The organism is Micromonospora sp. C41, assembly GCF_018070485.1.
In the GTDB taxonomy this organism is placed as follows: Bacteria; Actinomycetota; Actinomycetes; order Mycobacteriales; family Micromonosporaceae; genus Micromonospora; species Micromonospora chalcea.
In genome coordinates, this window is record NZ_JAGPXP010000012.1 from 67,363 (window position 1) to 82,536 (window position 15,174).

At 74.4% G+C, this 15,174-nt stretch carries 14 protein-coding genes; 6 read left to right on the forward strand and 8 right to left on the reverse strand.

Annotated features, from left to right (window positions below; all coding sequences use genetic code 11):
• The 3 genes from KBX43_RS15315 to KBX43_RS15325 all read left to right on the forward strand — a co-directional run bounded on the left by KBX43_RS15315 (position 1) and on the right by KBX43_RS15325 (position 3,905).
• Positions 1-2,016 (forward strand): biotin carboxylase N-terminal domain-containing protein, encoded by a 2,016-nt coding sequence (locus KBX43_RS15315; RefSeq protein WP_210885037.1) that lies wholly within the window; start codon positions 1-3, stop codon positions 2,014-2,016.
• On the forward strand, positions 2,013-3,176 hold the full coding sequence (locus KBX43_RS15320; RefSeq protein WP_043327864.1) for an acyl-CoA dehydrogenase family protein: 1,164 nt from the start codon (positions 2,013-2,015) through the stop codon (positions 3,174-3,176). Before KBX43_RS15315 ends, KBX43_RS15320 begins: the two co-directional genes overlap by 4 nt.
• 276 nt (positions 3,177-3,452) lie before the next feature.
• Positions 3,453-3,905, forward strand: coding sequence for a hypothetical protein (locus tag KBX43_RS15325; protein WP_043327863.1), 453 nt, complete (start codon positions 3,453-3,455; stop codon positions 3,903-3,905).
• On the opposite strand, the gene KBX43_RS15330 is transcribed toward KBX43_RS15325, so the two are convergent.
• The 7 genes from KBX43_RS15330 to KBX43_RS15360 form a co-directional block, all read right to left on the reverse strand.
• Complete coding sequence (locus KBX43_RS15330) at positions 3,892-5,358, reverse strand: serine/threonine-protein kinase (protein ID WP_064446801.1); 1,467 nt, start codon at positions 5,356-5,358, stop codon at positions 3,892-3,894. The two genes, KBX43_RS15325 and KBX43_RS15330, sit on opposite strands and share 14 nt — an antisense overlap.
• Positions 5,359-5,388: 30 nt before the next feature.
• Positions 5,389-5,847 carry a hypothetical protein gene (locus KBX43_RS15335; protein WP_210885044.1) on the reverse strand — a complete coding sequence of 153 codons (459 nt, stop codon included), beginning with the start codon at positions 5,845-5,847 and terminating at the stop codon, positions 5,389-5,391.
• A gap of 134 nt (positions 5,848-5,981) precedes the next feature.
• Positions 5,982-9,563 (reverse strand): adenylate/guanylate cyclase domain-containing protein, encoded by a 3,582-nt coding sequence (locus KBX43_RS15340; RefSeq protein WP_064446802.1) that lies wholly within the window; start codon positions 9,561-9,563, stop codon positions 5,982-5,984.
• The gene (locus tag KBX43_RS15345) at positions 9,560-10,354 is read right to left on the reverse strand and encodes an MBL fold metallo-hydrolase (protein WP_069088219.1); all 795 of its coding nucleotides are present in this window, start codon (positions 10,352-10,354) and stop codon (positions 9,560-9,562) included. Before KBX43_RS15345 ends, KBX43_RS15340 begins: the two co-directional genes overlap by 4 nt.
• Positions 10,355-10,477: 123 nt before the next feature.
• Positions 10,478-10,939, reverse strand: coding sequence for a RidA family protein (locus tag KBX43_RS15350; protein ID WP_043327860.1), 462 nt, complete (start codon positions 10,937-10,939; stop codon positions 10,478-10,480).
• 5 nt (positions 10,940-10,944) lie between these two features.
• Positions 10,945-11,100: a DUF4177 domain-containing protein gene (locus tag KBX43_RS15355; protein ID WP_013289021.1), complete on the reverse strand. Its 156-nt coding sequence runs from the start codon at positions 11,098-11,100 to the stop codon at positions 10,945-10,947.
• Positions 11,101-11,162: 62 nt separating this feature from the next.
• On the reverse strand, positions 11,163-11,600 hold the full coding sequence (locus KBX43_RS15360; protein WP_043327859.1) for a hypothetical protein: 438 nt from the start codon (positions 11,598-11,600) through the stop codon (positions 11,163-11,165).
• A gap of 336 nt (positions 11,601-11,936) precedes the next feature.
• Between KBX43_RS15360 and KBX43_RS15365 the strand changes: the two genes are divergently transcribed.
• The 3 genes from KBX43_RS15365 to KBX43_RS15375 are packed head-to-tail and all read left to right on the forward strand — an operon-like array spanning position 11,937 to position 14,728.
• On the forward strand, positions 11,937-12,524 hold the full coding sequence (locus tag KBX43_RS15365; protein ID WP_069088218.1) for a hypothetical protein: 588 nt from the start codon (positions 11,937-11,939) through the stop codon (positions 12,522-12,524).
• Between the two features lie 26 nt (positions 12,525-12,550).
• The gene (locus KBX43_RS15370) at positions 12,551-13,525 is read left to right on the forward strand and encodes an ArsA-related P-loop ATPase (RefSeq protein ID WP_043327858.1); all 975 of its coding nucleotides are present in this window, start codon (positions 12,551-12,553) and stop codon (positions 13,523-13,525) included.
• A 54-nt stretch (positions 13,526-13,579) separates the two neighbouring features.
• Positions 13,580-14,728, forward strand: a complete 1,149-nt coding sequence (locus tag KBX43_RS15375) for an ArsA-related P-loop ATPase (protein ID WP_174535410.1) — start codon at positions 13,580-13,582, stop codon at positions 14,726-14,728.
• An 8-nt stretch (positions 14,729-14,736) separates the two neighbouring features.
• Here the strand turns inward: KBX43_RS15375 and KBX43_RS15380 are convergent, their stop codons facing one another.
• Entirely contained in the window at positions 14,737-15,057 is a 321-nt protein-coding gene (locus KBX43_RS15380; protein WP_043327856.1) for a WhiB family transcriptional regulator, read from the reverse strand.
• Positions 15,058-15,174 lie beyond the last annotated feature (117 nt).

Sequence of the window (15,174 nt, forward strand, 5' to 3'; positions counted from 1 at the left end):
ATGATCACCAAGCTTCTGGTTGCGAACCGGGGCGAGATCGCCCGCCGGGTCTTCGCCACCTGCCGCGCCCTCGGCGTGGCCACCGTCGCCGTGCACTCCGACGCGGACGCCGACGCGCCGTTCGTCGCCGACGCCGACCAGGCGGTACGGCTGCCGGGGAACACGCCGGCCGAGACGTACCTGCGCGTCGACGCCATCCTGGACGCGGCCCGCCGGTCCGGCGCGGACGCCGTCCACCCCGGTTACGGCTTCCTGGCCGAGAACGCCGAGTTCGCGGCGGCGGTGACCGACGCGGGTCTGACCTGGGTCGGGCCGTCCGCGAAGGCGATCGCGGCGATGGGCGACAAGATGGCCGCCAAGGCGCTGCTCGCCGACGCGGGCGTGCCGATGCTGCCCACCTGGACCGACCCGGCCGAGGTCACCGCCTTCCCGGTGCTGGTCAAGGCCGCCGCGGGTGGCGGCGGCCGGGGCATGCGGATCGTCCACGACGCCGCCGGGCTGGCCGAGGCCATCGCGGGCGCGCGCCGCGAGGCCGCGGCGGCGTTCGGCGACGGCACGGTCTTCATCGAGCGGTACGTGGAACGCGGCCGCCACGTCGAGGTGCAGATCTTCGGCGACACCCACGGCACCGTCGTGGCCCTCGGGGTACGCGACTGCTCGATCCAGCGCCGCCACCAGAAGATCGTCGAGGAGGCGCCCGGCGTGCTGCCCGACGACGTGCGCGCGGCGCTGCACGAGGCGGCGGTGGCCGCCGGGCGGGCCGTCGACTACGTCGGCGCGGGAACAGTGGAGTTCCTGCTCGCGCCGGACGGGCAGGTGCACTTCCTGGAGATGAACACCCGCCTCCAGGTGGAGCACCCGGTCACCGAGCTGACCACCGGGCTGGACCTGGTGCGGCTGCAACTGCTCGTCGCCGAGGGCGAGCCGCTGCCGGTCACCACCACGCCGCCGGCCGACGGCCACGCCATCGAGGTACGGCTGTGCGCCGAGGACCCGGCTCAGGGCTTCCGTCCGGCCACCGGCACGCTGCACCGGTTCGCGATCCCCGGGGTCGCCGCCGAATTCGGTCCGGCCCGGGGGCTGCGCCTGGACTCGGGCGTGGTGGACGGCTCGACGGTGAGCGTGCACTACGACTCGATGCTGGCGAAGCTCGTCGCCTGGGCGCCCACCCGCACCGAGGCGGCCCGCGCCCTGGCCGGCGCGCTGGCCCGCGCCGAGCTGCATGGCGTGGCCACCAACCGGGACCTGCTGGTACGCGTGCTGCGCAGCCCGGAGTTCGCCGCCGTGGACGTCGACACCGGCTTCCTGGACCGGCACCCGGAGGTGTTCGAGCCGCTGCTGCCGGCCGAGCAGCTTCCGGTGGTGGCGCTGGCCGCCGCGCTGGCCGCTGCCGCCGCGCGCCGGGCCGCCGCCCCGGTGCTGGCCGGGCTGCCGTCGGGCTGGCGCAACGTGCCGTCCTTCCCGCAGGTCACCCGGTTCACCGGCCCGGGCGACGAGGAGATCGAGGTCCACTACCGCCTGGACCGCACCGGCGCCCTCGCCGAGTGGGGAAGGAAGGGCCCCCTCTTAACGGATCCGGTAGAGGAAGGGTCCCCTGTTAACACCGAGCTGCCGGTGGTCGAGCTGGTGACAGCCGCCCCGGACCGGGTGGTGCTCGACGTCGACGGGGTTCGGCGGGCCTTCCGCGTACACCGGGTGGGGTCGTCGGTCTTCGTGGACGGCCCGGACGGGGCGGCGAGCCTCACCGAGCTGCCCCGCCTGCCCCTGCCCACCGCGGAGCTGGCGGCCGGGTCGCTGCTCGCGCCGCTGCCCGGGGCGGTCACCCGGGTGCACGTCGAGGTCGGTCAGCGCGTCGCCGCCGGTGACCTGCTGCTGACGCTCGAAGCGATGAAGCTCGAACATCCCGTGCTCGCCCCCGCCGACGGCGTGGTGACGGAACTGCCGGTGCCCGCCGGCGGCCAGGTCGAGACGGGTGCCGTACTGGCCGTCGTGGACCCCGAGGAGGACCACCAGTGAACTTCGACCTCACCCCCGAACAGGACCAGCTCCGCGATGCGGTGCGGGAGCTGGGACGCAAGTACGGCCATTCCTACTTCGTGTCGAAGGCCAAGGCCGGCGAGCACACCACCGAGCTGTGGCACGAGGCCGGCCGGCTGGGCTACCTGGGCGTCAACATCCCCACCGAGTACGGCGGCGGGGGCGGCGGCATCACCGACCTGGCGCTGGTGTGCGAGGAGCTGGCCGCGACCGGCTGCCCGCTGCTGCTCCTGGTGGTCTCCCCCGCCATCGCCGCCACGATCATCAGCAAGCACGGCACGGAGGAGCAGCGCAAGAAGCACCTCCCCGGGCTCGCCGACGGCTCCGAGAAGATCGTCTTCGCGATCACCGAGCCGGACGCCGGTTCGAACTTCCACCGGCTCTCCACAGTGGCTCGTCGCGACGGCGACGACTGGCTGCTCAGCGGCCGGAAGATCTACATCTCCGGCGTGGACGAGGCCGGGCACGTCCTCGTGGTCGCTCGCACCGAGGACGCGTCCACCGGGAAGCTGAAGCCGGCGCTGTTCATCGTGCCGACCGACGCGCCGGGCCTGGAGAAGTCCAAGCTGGACATGGAGATCCTGTCGCCGGAGAACCAGTTCCTGCTCTTCCTCGACGACGTCCGGCTGCCCGCCGACGCGCTCGTCGGCGAGTCGCTCGACGCCGGGCTGCCGGCGCTGTTCGCCGGGCTCAACCCGGAGCGCATCACGGTGGCCGCGATGGGCGCCGGCACCGGTCGGTACGCGATCGACAGGGCGAGCGACTACACCGCCACCCGCAAGGTGTGGGGCGGGAACTCGATCGGCTCGCACCAGGGCGTGGCGCACCCGCTCGCGCACGCGGCGGTCCAGGTCGAGCTGGCCCGTCTGATGATCTACAAGGCGGCGACGCTGTACGACGCGGGTCGCGACCTGGAAGCGGGCATCTCCGGCAACATGGCCAAGTACGCGGCCGGTGAGGCCGCCGCGCTCGCCGTCGACACCGCCGTCCAGGCGCTCGGCGGGGCCGGCATGACCACCGAGTACGGCGTGTCGACGCTGCTCGGCGCGGTACGCGCGGGCCGCATCGCCCCGGTCAGCCGCGAGATGATCCTCAACTTCGTCGCCCAGCACGTCCTCGGCCAGGACAAGTCCTACTGACCGAGGTGGGCCCGGGGTACGGCGGGTGCCCGATCACCTGCCGTACCCCGGGGGTCCGTCACTGGGCGGTGTGGTCGAGGAGACCTCGGCCTCGCCACTCCCGGATCGACGCTCACGGTAGCGGCTTCCCAACCCGGAGCGATACGGCAGCCGACCAACAGATGTAACGATTTTTGCTCGATCGACGCTTCTGCTGCTCCGAAGTGGAGCGTGACTGACGGGAAGCCGTCTCGGCCCGCCGGTTGACAGGTTGCCGCGCTGGGCCATGCTTGTCGGGTGAGATCGTTCCCGAAGCCCGATGCGCGGGCGAAGGCCGTCGTCGCGTCCCTGGCGACGGTTGCGGCGGTGGTGGCCCTCGCGGTGTGGCGCCCGCCCGGCATCCTGTCGGTCGTGCTGGCCCTGGTCTGCGTCGTGCTGGGCATGATCGCCGGGGTGACGATCACCGCGGCCCGCCAGCCCGTCAGCGGTGGTGGGCACACCCCGTCGCCCGAGACCTGGCTGCCCGAGGCCGGGTACGGAGTGGACGCCGACACGCTCGAGGCGATCGACCCCCGGGCGGTACGGAACCTGCGCGCCCCCGGCGGCCATCCGGTCGACGCGGACACGCTCGAGACGCTGGACCCGCGGGCGGTACGCGGCCTGCGGACGCAGACCGCGGTGGACGCCGACACGCTGGAGACGCTCGACCCGAGGTCGGTGCGGCAGAGCCGAGGGCTCAGCGGCCGGTGAGCGTGGGCCCGGCGAGCGCGTTCACTCCCCGCCCGGCCAGGCACCGGTAGGTGCGGTCGGCGTCGGTCTCCGGCGGCAGCACCTCGAGGTTCCATCCGTTCGCCGGGTCCGCGCCACTGACCACCCGGAACGTGTCGGGGTTGCACACCTTGCCGACGGCCGGGTCGGCGACCACCGCGTCGTGCTTGGCGCCGGCGAGACCGGCCGGCAGGTCACCCGCGGCGTACGTCTCCCAGGTGTGCTGGCCGTCGCAGGGCACCCGGCTCGCCTCGGCCCGGTCGCGGCGCAGCCGTACCGGACCGAAGCACTCCAGCTCGGAAGCGCACCGCGCGCCGGCCGGGAGCCGCACGTCGGCGGACGCGCAGCCGGGCACCGGCCCCCCGGCCACGCCGCTCGTCACCGGGGTCGGCGGAGCGGCGGGCGTGTGACCGGCGGCCAGCCAGCCGCCACCGGCCGACGCCGCCAGCGCGAGCACCCCGGCGCCGCCGAGGAACCAGCGCTTGGGCCAGCGGCGGGCCCGCGACGCCACGGTCGGGTGGTCGTCGTCGGCGGGCGGGCGCGGGTTCGGGCCGCCGCTACGGCGGTAGCGCTCGGCGCCGTCGTAGAGCGCGCCGCCGGCCGGGGCGCCGTCCAGCGGCAGCCCGGCGAGCAGGCCGCGCAACTCGACCGCGGAGGGACGCGCGCCCGGGTCGTTCGACATCCCCAGCCGGAGTACGTCGATCAGCTCGCCGGGCACCCCGGGCAGCCCGGGGATGGGCTGCTGGAACATCTCCAGCACGGTCACCAGACTCGGGTTGCGTTCCGAGTGCCAGCGCGGCGGCCGGCCGTACATCACCGCGTAGAGGGTGGCGCACAGCGAGTAGACGTCGACGGCCGGGCTGGGCGGGCTGTGGTTGAACGTCTCGGGCGGCGCGTACGCCGGGGTGAGCGCCTCCAGCATGACCGAGGAGTCACGGAACTCGGCGAGCACCGCCAGGCCGAAGTCGGCGAGGACCGCCGAGTTGAACTCGGAGTGCAGGATGTTTGCCGGCTTGACGTCCCGGTGCAGCACGCCCGCCGCGTGCGAGTGGGCCAGCGCGTCGGCGATCTTCACGCCGAGGTCGCGGGTCTCCTCCGGGCCCAGCGGCGAGGTGCGCATCCGCTCCGCGTACGAGCCGTCGCAGAGTTCCATGATCAGGTAGGGGTGCTGGTCGACGGTGACCCCGACGTCGAAGAGGTCGACCACGTGGGGGTGCGACGACATCCGCCCGGCGGCGCGGGCCTCGCGCAGGAAGCGGGCCTGGTCGCGTTCGCTGTCCAGCGTCCGGTTCTCGATCTTGACCGCCACCTCGCGCCCCACCGAGATCTGGGTGGCCCGGTAGATGGTGGCGTAGCCGCCCCGGGCGAACACCTGCAGATCGGTCAGACCGGGCACGATTGGCAGCCGCACGGCGCCGGGCGGGGTCTCGGTCACGGTTCGAAAATACCCAACTGGTCCGGCCGCTCAGCGGGCCGCATCGGTGGCCGGCACCGAATCCGGCGCGGAGTCGTCAGTGGCGGTGCCCGCCCGGCGCGCGTCCCACCACAGGCCGACGGCTGTCGCGACCGCGCCCAGCCCTTCCCACGCGGCGACCGCGAAGAACCGGTCCGGCGCGACGTCGGACAGCACCGCGATGGTGAAGACGGTGAACGTGACCAGGCGGAACCAGACCGTGAAGCGGTAGAACGGCCGCCACTCGGTGGCAACGGCGAGCAGGTAGTAGACCCCCATGTTGAACGAGGCCATCGACGACGCGGTGAGGAACGTGCCGGTGTAGTCGCCCGGTGCGCGTTCGGCCGGCACCTCGAAGCCGAGCAGACGAAGCTGAGTCTCCGGCCAGATCAGGCCGAGCGCGCCGAGGAGCAGCGCGAGGAGCCCGAAGACCGCGATCGTCCAGCCGGCGCCCGAGCGCGGCAGCCTCATCGTCCCTCCCCAGCGTGGTCCGCCGGTGACGCAGGCGCGCACCGGGAGGCGGCAGTCGATCCACGACTGTCGCCGCCCACGCTAACCGGCTCCACCGACGAACACATCCCCGGAACCGTCAGAACAGCGGGCGATCAGCCGCCGGAGAGGCGAACCCGCAACGCGTCGGCGACCATCCGCTCACTGCGCTGTTCGGTGGCGTACGCGAGGCGTACCGCCTCCTCCGCGTTGGTCAGCGCCTCGGCCCGGCGGCCGCAGGCGTCGAGCGCCTCGGCCAGCACCAGCCGCGCCACCACCTGGCTGCGCACGTCCTCGGCCGGCGCCGTGATCGACCGCTGCGCCCAGTCGAGCGCCTGTTCGCGCTGGCCGTGGGCGAGCAGCGCGGCGGCGTACCGGGCCATCGTCTGCCGCCGGGAGAACAGCAGCGAGGGCGCGTTCGCCGCACCGGTGGCGACCGGGGCCAGCAGCCCCACGGCGGTGCCCGGGTCACCGGCCGCGAGGCGGGCCATGGCGAGCAGCACCCGGGGCGCGACCTGGGCCGGGGCCTGCGGGTTGTGCGGCTCCACCCGGGTCAGCACCGACCGTGCCTCCCGCTCGGCGGTCTCGTGGTCGCCCATGTCCAGCGCCACGAAGCCGCGCAGCGTCCCGGCCATGCCGGTCAGCAGCGGGTGGGTGGTGCGGTCGGCGTACTCGAGCGCGTCGGTGAACAGGTCGGCCGCGTGTTCCGGCTCGCCCAGCCCGCGCGCCACCACCCCGCGCACCACGAGCGCGAAGCCCTGTCCCCAGTCGTCGCCCACCTCGGCGAAGTCCCGGTACGCGCGCCGCGCCGCCCGGTCCGCCTCGGCCAGGTCGCCCAGCTCGGCGGTGGCGTACGCCTCGACCGCGCGCAGCGTGCCGACCGCCCACGCCTCGCCGACCCGCTCCCCGAACGGCAGGAACACCCGCGCCATCCGGCACGCCTCCCGCAGCCGTCCGGCGAGCAGCCGGGCGAACGCGGTGGTGCCGCGCAGCCAGGCCCGCCCGTACGGGTCCTTCAGCTCGGCGAAGAGCCGGGCGGCCCGCCCGAGCACCGCGTCGGTGCCGGCGAAGTCGCCCCGGGTGGTGGTCACCCAGGCCAGGTTCTGCAACGACCAGGCCTGCCCGCGCGGATCCCGGGCGGCCAGGCTGACCTGATAGGACGCGGCCAGCCGGCTGCTCGCCTGCCCGAGCCGGCCGGCGATGAAGTCGGCCATGCCGAGCCGCCGCATCGCCGACGCCCGCATGGTGGGCAGGTCGGCGTCGGTGGCCACCTGCAACGCCTCCTGCCAGCTGCGCTCGGCCCGCTCGGCGTCGCCCAGCGTCTGCTGGGCCTGCCCGGCCAGCAGCAGCGCGGCGGTCCGGGTGGCCGGGTCACCGGTGTTCGCGGCGATCTTCTCGGCGAACGCGAGCGCGTCGGCCGGGCGGCCGATCTGGAGCAGCGCCCGGGCGTGCGTCACCCGGTCGGCCGGCGGTACGCCGTCGCGGGCCAGCTCGGCCGCGCGTTCGGCGTACTCGACCGCGAGAGCCGGCTCCCCCGACCGCAGTGACCGGCGGGCGGCCCGGCCCAGCGCGGCCACGCCCAGCGGGGTGACCGCCCGGGCCGGCGCGTCCGGGCGCAGCTTGACCGCGTCGGCGAGCGCTGTGGCCCGCTCGACGTGCTCGGCGACGAAGTCGTCCCGGGCGGCCTCGGTGAAGGCGCCCGCCGGGGCGCCGCCCGTCCCGTCCACGCTCTCCGGCGCGGCCCAGCGGGCCAGCGCCGCGTGCCGTTCGGCCAGCTCGGCCTTGCTCACCCCGGCGTACGCGGCCTCCCGCATGAGCGGGGTGGCGAAGGCGAACCCGGTGCGGGTGCGGTGCAGCATGCGGCGTTGCAGCAGCTCCTCCACGGCCCGGTCCAGCTCGACGGCGGCCACCGCGGCGGGCCGGCCGTCCTGCCCGAGCCGCTGCTCGCGCAGCGCCTCCAGCGCACCGGCGGGCACTGTGTCGCCCACCACCGCGGCGTCGCGCAGCGCCGAGCGGGCATCCGGCGGCAGCGCGTCGATACGCGCCGCGAGCACCGCGGCCAGGTCCCGGGAGAGCAGCCGGCTGCCGAGCGAGCCGGGCGCGAGACGCCAGCCGACGTCCGCGCCGCGGCCCGGCCCGGCGGTCAGCGCGCCGCGCTCCATCAGCAGCGTCACGAGTTCGGCCAGGTAGAACGGGTTGCCCTGGGCGGTGGCGAGCAGCCGGTCCGTGTCGGCCTGGGGCATGCGGCCACCGGCGAGGTAGCTGGTGAGCAGCCGGGAGGCGTCCGCGCCGCGCAGCGGCGGCAGCGCGTGCACCTCGGCGTCCGCGACCCGGGTCAGCGCGCCGGCGGTCCGTACCAGCTCGGGACGGCCGAGCAGCAGCACGAGCACCGGCCCGCTGAGCCGGTTGAGGGTCAGCGCCAACGCCTTGAGCGTCTCGGCCGTGGCGTCGTGCAGGTCGTCCACCACGATCACCAGCGGCGCCTCCACGGCGAGCGCGGTGAGCAGGTCCGCGACAGCGGTCGGCACGGCTTCGTCGTCCGGTGGCGGCCCGGCCGCGTTCCACTCACCGTTCTCCGTGGCGGGCGGCAGTTCGGCGTACCCGAGCAGGGCCAGGAGCTGGTCCACGGCGATCGGTGGCGGGTCGCCGGGGAGCCGGGACAGGCGCTGGCCGAGGCGGCGCAGCCGCTCCTCGACGGCCGGGCGGGTGACGGCGGTGGCCGCGTCGCCGGGCAGGCCGACGGCGGCGCGGACCAGGTCGGCCAGCGGGGCCAGGCGGCGGCGCTCGCCGAACGCGGCGCACCGCACCGACAGCACCCGGGCGCCGGTGTGCGCGGCGTACCGGCCGGCGCCGACGTCGTATCCGGCGGCGAGGCGTTCCACCTCGGCCGCGAACCGGGACTTGCCGATGCCCGCCTCGGCGGTCATCAGCAGCACCCGGGGCTCGCCCCGGTCGATCACCTCGGCGAGCCGGCCGGCGACCCGGCCGATCTCGGTCTCCCGGCCCACGAACGGCGCCTCGTCGCCGAGACCGGACCGGGTGCCGGGCGCGTCCAGCAGGCCCAGCAGCTCGTACGCCTCGACCGGCTCCCGCTTGCCCTTGAGCCGCAGCGGGCGCAGCGCCCGCCAGGAGGCGACGTGCCGGGTGGCGGCGGAGGTGCGCGCCCCGGCGTAGACCGCGCCGACCGCGGCGGCGTCGGCGAGCCGCGCGGCGGTGTTCACCGTGTCGCCGATGACCGTGTACTCGATCGCCGCCTGGATGCCCGCGATCACGTCCCCGGTGTTGAGGCCGACGCGCAGGCCCAGCGGCGCGCCGCCGCCCCGCTCGTCGTCGAGCACCCGCCGCACCGCGCGCTGCATGGACAGCGCCGCGCGGACCGCCCGCTCGGCGTCGTCCTCGTGGGCGACCGGCGCGCCGAAGACCGCCATGATCCCGTCGCCGGTGAGCTTGTCGACGTGGCCGCCGAACGTCTTGACCGCGCCCGCGAGGGCGGCGAGCACCCGGTCGGTGACCGCGCCAACCCGTTCCGGGTCCAGGTCCTCCGACCAGGAGGTGAAGTCGGACAGGTCACCGAAGAGCACTGTCACCACGCGGCGTTCGGCGGCGGGCAGCGTGGCGGCGGCCGGCAGCGCCGCGCCGCAGTTGTGACAGAACCGCGCCCCGGGTACCGCTACCGTCCCGCACACCGGGCAGGTCACGGCTGCTCCACTCCGAGGTGTTCGAGCTGGGCGCGGACGGACCACTCGGCGGCCCACCACAGCGACCTGTCGACGTCGGCGTAGACCACGGCGACCACCTCGGGCGCGGTGGTGGCGCCCGCGGCCACGGCGGCGCGCACCTGGTCCAGCCGGGCCCGCCGGTGGGCCAGGTAGAAGTCGGCCGCCGCGCCGCAGTCGGCGAGCGCCGGGCCGTGGCCCGGGAGCACCGGGACCTCCCGGTACGTGGAGAGCAGTTCCAGGCTCGACAAATAGTCGCCGAGGTGCCCGTCGGGGTGGGCCACCACGGTGGTGCCCCGCCCGAGGATCGTGTCGCCGGTCAGCACCACCCGATCGCCGTCGTGCTCGGCGAGGAGGCAGACCGAGTCGGCGGTGTGCCCGGGGGTGGGCAGCAGCCGCAGGTCGAGCCCCAGGTCGAGGCGCGTGTCGGCGGTGAGCGGGTCACCGCCGGCGGTGTGGGCCGGGTCGGCAGCGAGCACGGGTACGCCGTCGAGCAGCTCACGCAGCCGGGGCGCGCCCTCGGTGTGGTCGGGGTGCCCGTGCGTGATCAGCACCGCGCCGATCGGGCCCTGGGCCGCGATCGCGGCGAGGTGCCCCTCGTCGGCGGGGCCCGGGTCGACCACCAGGGCCGGCGCGTCCGGCCCGGCCCGCAGCACCCACGTGTTGGTCCCGTCGAGCGTCATCGGCCCCGGATTGGGCGCGCGCAACAGCGTCACCCACCCCGGCAGCCCATCTGCAAGCGCCCCAGCGGCCCCGGTCACACGCCCACCCATGGCAGCGATCGTACGACTCCCCCGGCCACTCCCCGCGATCTTGCAGTTCCCGCCGCTGGTTTGTCCCCGTCTGGGGCTTCTGCCAGGGCGGCAACCGCAAGATCGCGGGCTCGGCGGGGCGGGTCAGACGACCTCGACGATGACCTCTACCTCTACCGGGGCGTCGAGGGGGAGTTCGGCCACGCCCACCGCGCTGCGGGCGTGGCGGCCGGCCTCGCCGAACACGGCGCCGAACAGATCCGAGGCACCGTTGATCACACCGGGCTGGCCGGTGAAGCCGGGCGCGCTGGCCACGAAGCCGGTCAGCTTCACGACCTTCACCACGTTCTCCAGCCCGACCAGCGCGTCGATCGCGGCCAGCGCGTTCAGCGCGCACCGCTGCGCCAGGTCCTTCGCCTGCTCGGCGGAGACGCCGTTGCCGACCTTGCCGGTGGCGAGCAGCTTGCCCTCGGCCATCGGCAGCTGGCCGGAGACGTAGACGTGCTGCCCGGACTGGACGGCCGGCACGTAGCTGGCCACCGGCGGCACCACCTCGGGCAGTGCGAGGCCGAGTTCGGCGAGCTTCGCGTGGGGTCCGTTGCTCATGCCGGTCAGCCCTTCGGGCGCTTCAGGTACGCGACGAGCTGCTCCGGGTTCGGGCCGGGCACCACCGAGACCAGTTCCCAGCCGTCCTCGCCCCAGTTGTCGAGGATCTGCTTGGTCGCGTGGACCAGCAGCGGCACCGTGGCGTATTCCCACTTCTGCATCGGAGGAGGGCTCCCTTGCCTGACTTGGACTTCGGTCAGGCACAGCCTACGGTCCGCCGTCGTCAACGGGACGCGGGACGCGGCTCCGGCGCGGAGGGCGGCTCGCCGCACGGGCCCTCGTGCTCGAAGCGCTGCGGGCACCGGCTGCGGTCGGGCAGCAGCAGATCGCAGAAGACCCGGTGCCTGTTGTTCTGGTCGTCGGCGGTGGAGACGGTGGTCTCGCCCGCGTCCAGCTCCACCAGGAAGCTCAGCGAGGTGGCCACGGTGCCGGCGAGCGCGGTGGCCGCGGCGAGGTCGGCCACCCGTACCGGCAGGTGGATGACGTAGCCGGGCTCGTCCTCGTCCCGCCCCTTCGCGCCGGGGCGGGACGGCGTCCGGACCACCTCGACCGGAAGGCGGTACGACCGCTCGTTGAACGAGGCGGGCACGTCGGCCTCGCCGGGCCGGCCGGACCGGTCGCCGGGGAACTGGGCTCGGGGGGTGTTCTCCGCGTCGCGCATGCGTCGCCTCCGGGCGTCGTACCTGCTCACTGACACCGCCATCCGCCTCGGCACCGTCCGGCGGGTCCGGCTCTCCGTGTCGGGACGAACGTAGGACCTCCGGCCAGTCCCGGCAACGGGACGCGCATGCTTCGTCACAACCAGTCACATATGTGACACAAGCCTGGTCCGGAACGCGACCGCGAACTCGCCTCCCGCCGGTGCGTACGCGGGGCTGGCAAGCGCCCCGCCGACCGCTACCCTTCCGGACTGGGCACGCGCGGACGCGCGCCCGACCACCTCGACCCGTGCCCGTCGCCTGGGGCGGCGACGGGAGCCGCAACCCGGGGGAGACAGATGACCCAACCGCCCGCCGGTGGCGACACCGGCACGCCCGGCGACCCGCACCCACAATCACCGCCCGGCGGCGGCACACCGCCGGGCGCCGTTCCCGCCGCCGGGCCACCGGCGTATCCGCCCGGCCCGCCCGGTGGCCCGCCACGCAAGCGACCGGCGCTGCTCATCGCCTCGCTGGTGCTGGCCGCCGCGGTCCTGCTCTGCGGCGGTGGGGGCACTGCCGCGTTCCTGGTCCTGCGCGACGCCGAGAACGGCCAGGGAGCGAAGGAGCCGCAGATCGCGGTGGACGGCTTCCTCAAGGCCGTCTACCAGGAGCGGGACGCCGAGAAGGCGGCCACGTTCGTCTGCTCGGCGGCCCGGGACGACGAGAAGATCGCCGCCAAGGTCGCCGAGGTGCGCAAGTACGCCGAGCAGTACCAGAACCCCCGGTTCCGCTGGAGCAACCCGACCGTCGACAACGAGACCGGCGACCGGGCCACCGTCTCCGCCCGGGTGACCATGACCACCGCCGACGAGAAGGTCGCCGAGCAGTCCCTGCGCTTCACAGTGGTGCGGAAGACGGGTTGGTGGGTCTGCGAGGTCGGCTGATCCGGCCGGCTGGTTAGGCTCGACGGGTGGCAGCGAGTGAGCAGCCGGCCGAGTCCGCCGGCAGATGGCCGGCCCGCCTGCACGTGGTGACCGGCAAGGGCGGCACAGGCAAGACGAGCGTGGCCGCCGCGCTGGCCCTCGGCCTGGCCGCCGGGGGCCGGCGCACCCTGCTGGTCGAGGTGGAGGGCCGGCAGGGCATCGCCCAGCTCTTCGGCACCGACCCGCTGCCGTACGAGGAGCGGCACCTCGCCGACGCGCCCGGCGGCGGTGAGGTGCGGGCGCTGGCGGTCGACGCCGAGGCGGCGCTCCTGGAATACCTGGACATGTTCTACAAGCTCGGCGCGGCCGGCCGGGCGCTGCGCAAGCTCGGCGCGATCGACTTCGCCACCACGATCGCGCCGGGCCTGCGCGACGTGCTGCTCACCGGCAAGGTCAAGGAGGCGACCACCCGGACCAGCGGCTCGCGCCGGACGTACGACGCGGTCGTGCTGGACGCGCCGCCGACCGGGCGCATCGGCCGCTTCCTGAACGTGACAGCGGAGACCGCCCGGCTGGCCAAGGTCGGCCCGATCAAGACCCAGAGCGAGGGCGTCTCCGCGCTGCTCCGGTCGCCGATGACAGCCGTGCACGTGGTCACGCTGCTGGAGGAGATGCCGGTCCAGGAGACGCTGGACGCAGTCGCCGAGCTGACCCAGCTCGGCTTCCCGGTCGGCCGGGTGATCGTCAACGGCGTCCGCCCGCCGGTGCCGGCCGGCCGGGCCGTGACCGCGGCCGAGCTGGAGCGCGGGCTGGCCGCCGCCGGCCTGCCGACCGACGGCCCGACCGTGGCCGGGCTCGTCGAGGAGGCCCACGACCAGCAGGTACGCCGAGAGCTGGAGGACTCGCTCCGGGGCGACCTGGTGGAGCTGGGCCTGCCCATGATCGAACTGCCGCTGCTGCCCGGAGGAGTCGACCGGGCCGGGTTGGAGGCGCTCGCCGAGACCCTCGTCCGGGCGGATTGACTCACACCTGCGACCGGCACGGAGCAGAGTGCCCCTCGGGACCGATACGCTCGATTGGTGCCTTCCGAAGACGCGGCGCCTCCGCTTGACGTCGACCAGATCCTCGCCGACGACGGTGTACGGATCGTGGTCTGCTGCGGGGCGGGCGGCGTGGGCAAGACGACCACCGCCGCGGCGCTGGCGCTGCGCGCGGCCGAGCGGCACGGCCGCCGGACCGTGGTGCTCACCATCGATCCGGCCCGCCGGCTGGCGCAGTCGCTCGGCCTGACCGAGCTGGACAACACACCCCGCCAGGTCAAGGGCATCGACGTCGAGGCCAGCGGCGGCGAGCTGCACGCCATGATGCTGGACATGAAGCGCACGTTCGACGACGTGGTGCTCCAGCACACCGACCCGGCGAAGGCCGCGGAGATCTTCGCCAACCCGTTCTACCAGGCCATGAGTTCCACCTTCGCCGGTACGCAGGAGTACATGGCGATGGAGAAGCTGGGCCAGTTGCACGCCCGGGGCGAGTGGGACCTGATCGTGGTGGACACGCCGCCGTCGCGGTCCGCGCTCGACTTCCTGGACGCTCCGGCCCGCCTGTCCCGATTCCTCGACGGCCGCATGCTGCGGCTGCTGCTGGCCCCGGCGCGCACCGGCGGACGCAGCATGTTCAACCTGGTGACGGCGAGCTTCGGGATGTTCTCCAAGGTGGTGCAGAAGGTACTCGGCGCCCAACTGCTCACCGACCTGTCCGGCTTCGTCGCCGCCCTCGACTCGATGTTCGGCGGGTTCCGGCAGCGGGCCGAGCAGACGTACCGGATCCTGCAGGCCCGGGAGACGGCGTTCCTGCTGGTCGCGGCCCCGGAGCCGGACGCGGTCCGGGAGGCCGCCTACTTCGCGGGTCGCCTGCGGGAAGAGCAGATGCCGCTGGCCGGGCTGGTGCTCAACCGGGTGCACCGGCCGGCGGCGGCCCTGTCCGCGGCGGAGAGCCTGGCCGCCGCGGAGCGGCTGGCCGCGGCGGGCGGGCACGAGGGCACCGTCGAGGTGCTGCGCGCGCATGCCGCGCTGGCCCAGCAGGCGGTACGCGAGGAGCAGGTGGCGGCCCGGTTCACCGAGGCGTTCCCGGCGGTGCCGGCGGTGTCGGTGGCCGCGCAGCCCGCCGACGTGCACGACGTCGACGGGCTGCGGACGATCGGCGAGGCGATCAGCCGGAGCTGACCTGGCGGTCAGGTGGCAGTGGTCACCAGCACCTTGTCCTTGCCGGCCTTCTCCTTGGCGTTCTTCTTCATGGCCGCCTCGAACATCTTGCGCCAGCTGGTCACCTGCGGGTGACGGCGCAGCAACGCCCGGCGCTCGCGTTCGGTCATGCCACCCCACACACCGAACTCGATCCGGTTGTCGAGCGCGTCGGCCAGGCACTCGTACCGAACTGGGCAGCTCCGGCAGATCCTCTTCGCCACGTTCTGTTCGGCGCCCTGTACGAACAACGCGTCCGGGTCTCCGTTCTGACATGCCGCCAGTGACGGCCAGTCAGTGATCATGCCCATCTGTACACGTCCCCCCTTGCAGTACCTACCGACTTCGTGCGAGCAGCCCTCGAACTCCCCCCGGTCGTCCGCGCCGGCCTCCCCAGGGCGGCACGAACGACGCACGGCTGCCTTCGC

Coding starts and splice junctions, on each gene's coding strand:
- KBX43_RS15315 (WP_210885037.1), top strand. CDS start 1: ATGATCACCAAGCTTCTGGTTGCGAACCGGGGCGAGATCGCCCGCCGG.
- KBX43_RS15335 (WP_210885044.1), bottom strand. CDS start 5,847: ATGAGGCTGCCGCGCTCGGGCGCCGGCTGGACGATCGCGGTCTTCGGG.
- KBX43_RS15345 (WP_069088219.1), bottom strand. CDS start 10,354: ATGGGTGGGCGTGTGACCGGGGCCGCTGGGGCGCTTGCAGATGGGCTG.
- KBX43_RS15350 (WP_043327860.1), bottom strand. CDS start 10,939: ATGAGCAACGGACCCCACGCGAAGCTCGCCGAACTCGGCCTCGCACTG.
- KBX43_RS15355 (WP_013289021.1), bottom strand. CDS start 11,100: ATGCAGAAGTGGGAATACGCCACGGTGCCGCTGCTGGTCCACGCGACC.
- KBX43_RS15360 (WP_043327859.1), bottom strand. CDS start 11,600: ATGCGCGACGCGGAGAACACCCCCCGAGCCCAGTTCCCCGGCGACCGG.
- KBX43_RS15365 (WP_069088218.1), top strand. CDS start 11,937: ATGACCCAACCGCCCGCCGGTGGCGACACCGGCACGCCCGGCGACCCG.
- KBX43_RS15380 (WP_043327856.1), bottom strand. CDS start 15,057: ATGGGCATGATCACTGACTGGCCGTCACTGGCGGCATGTCAGAACGGA.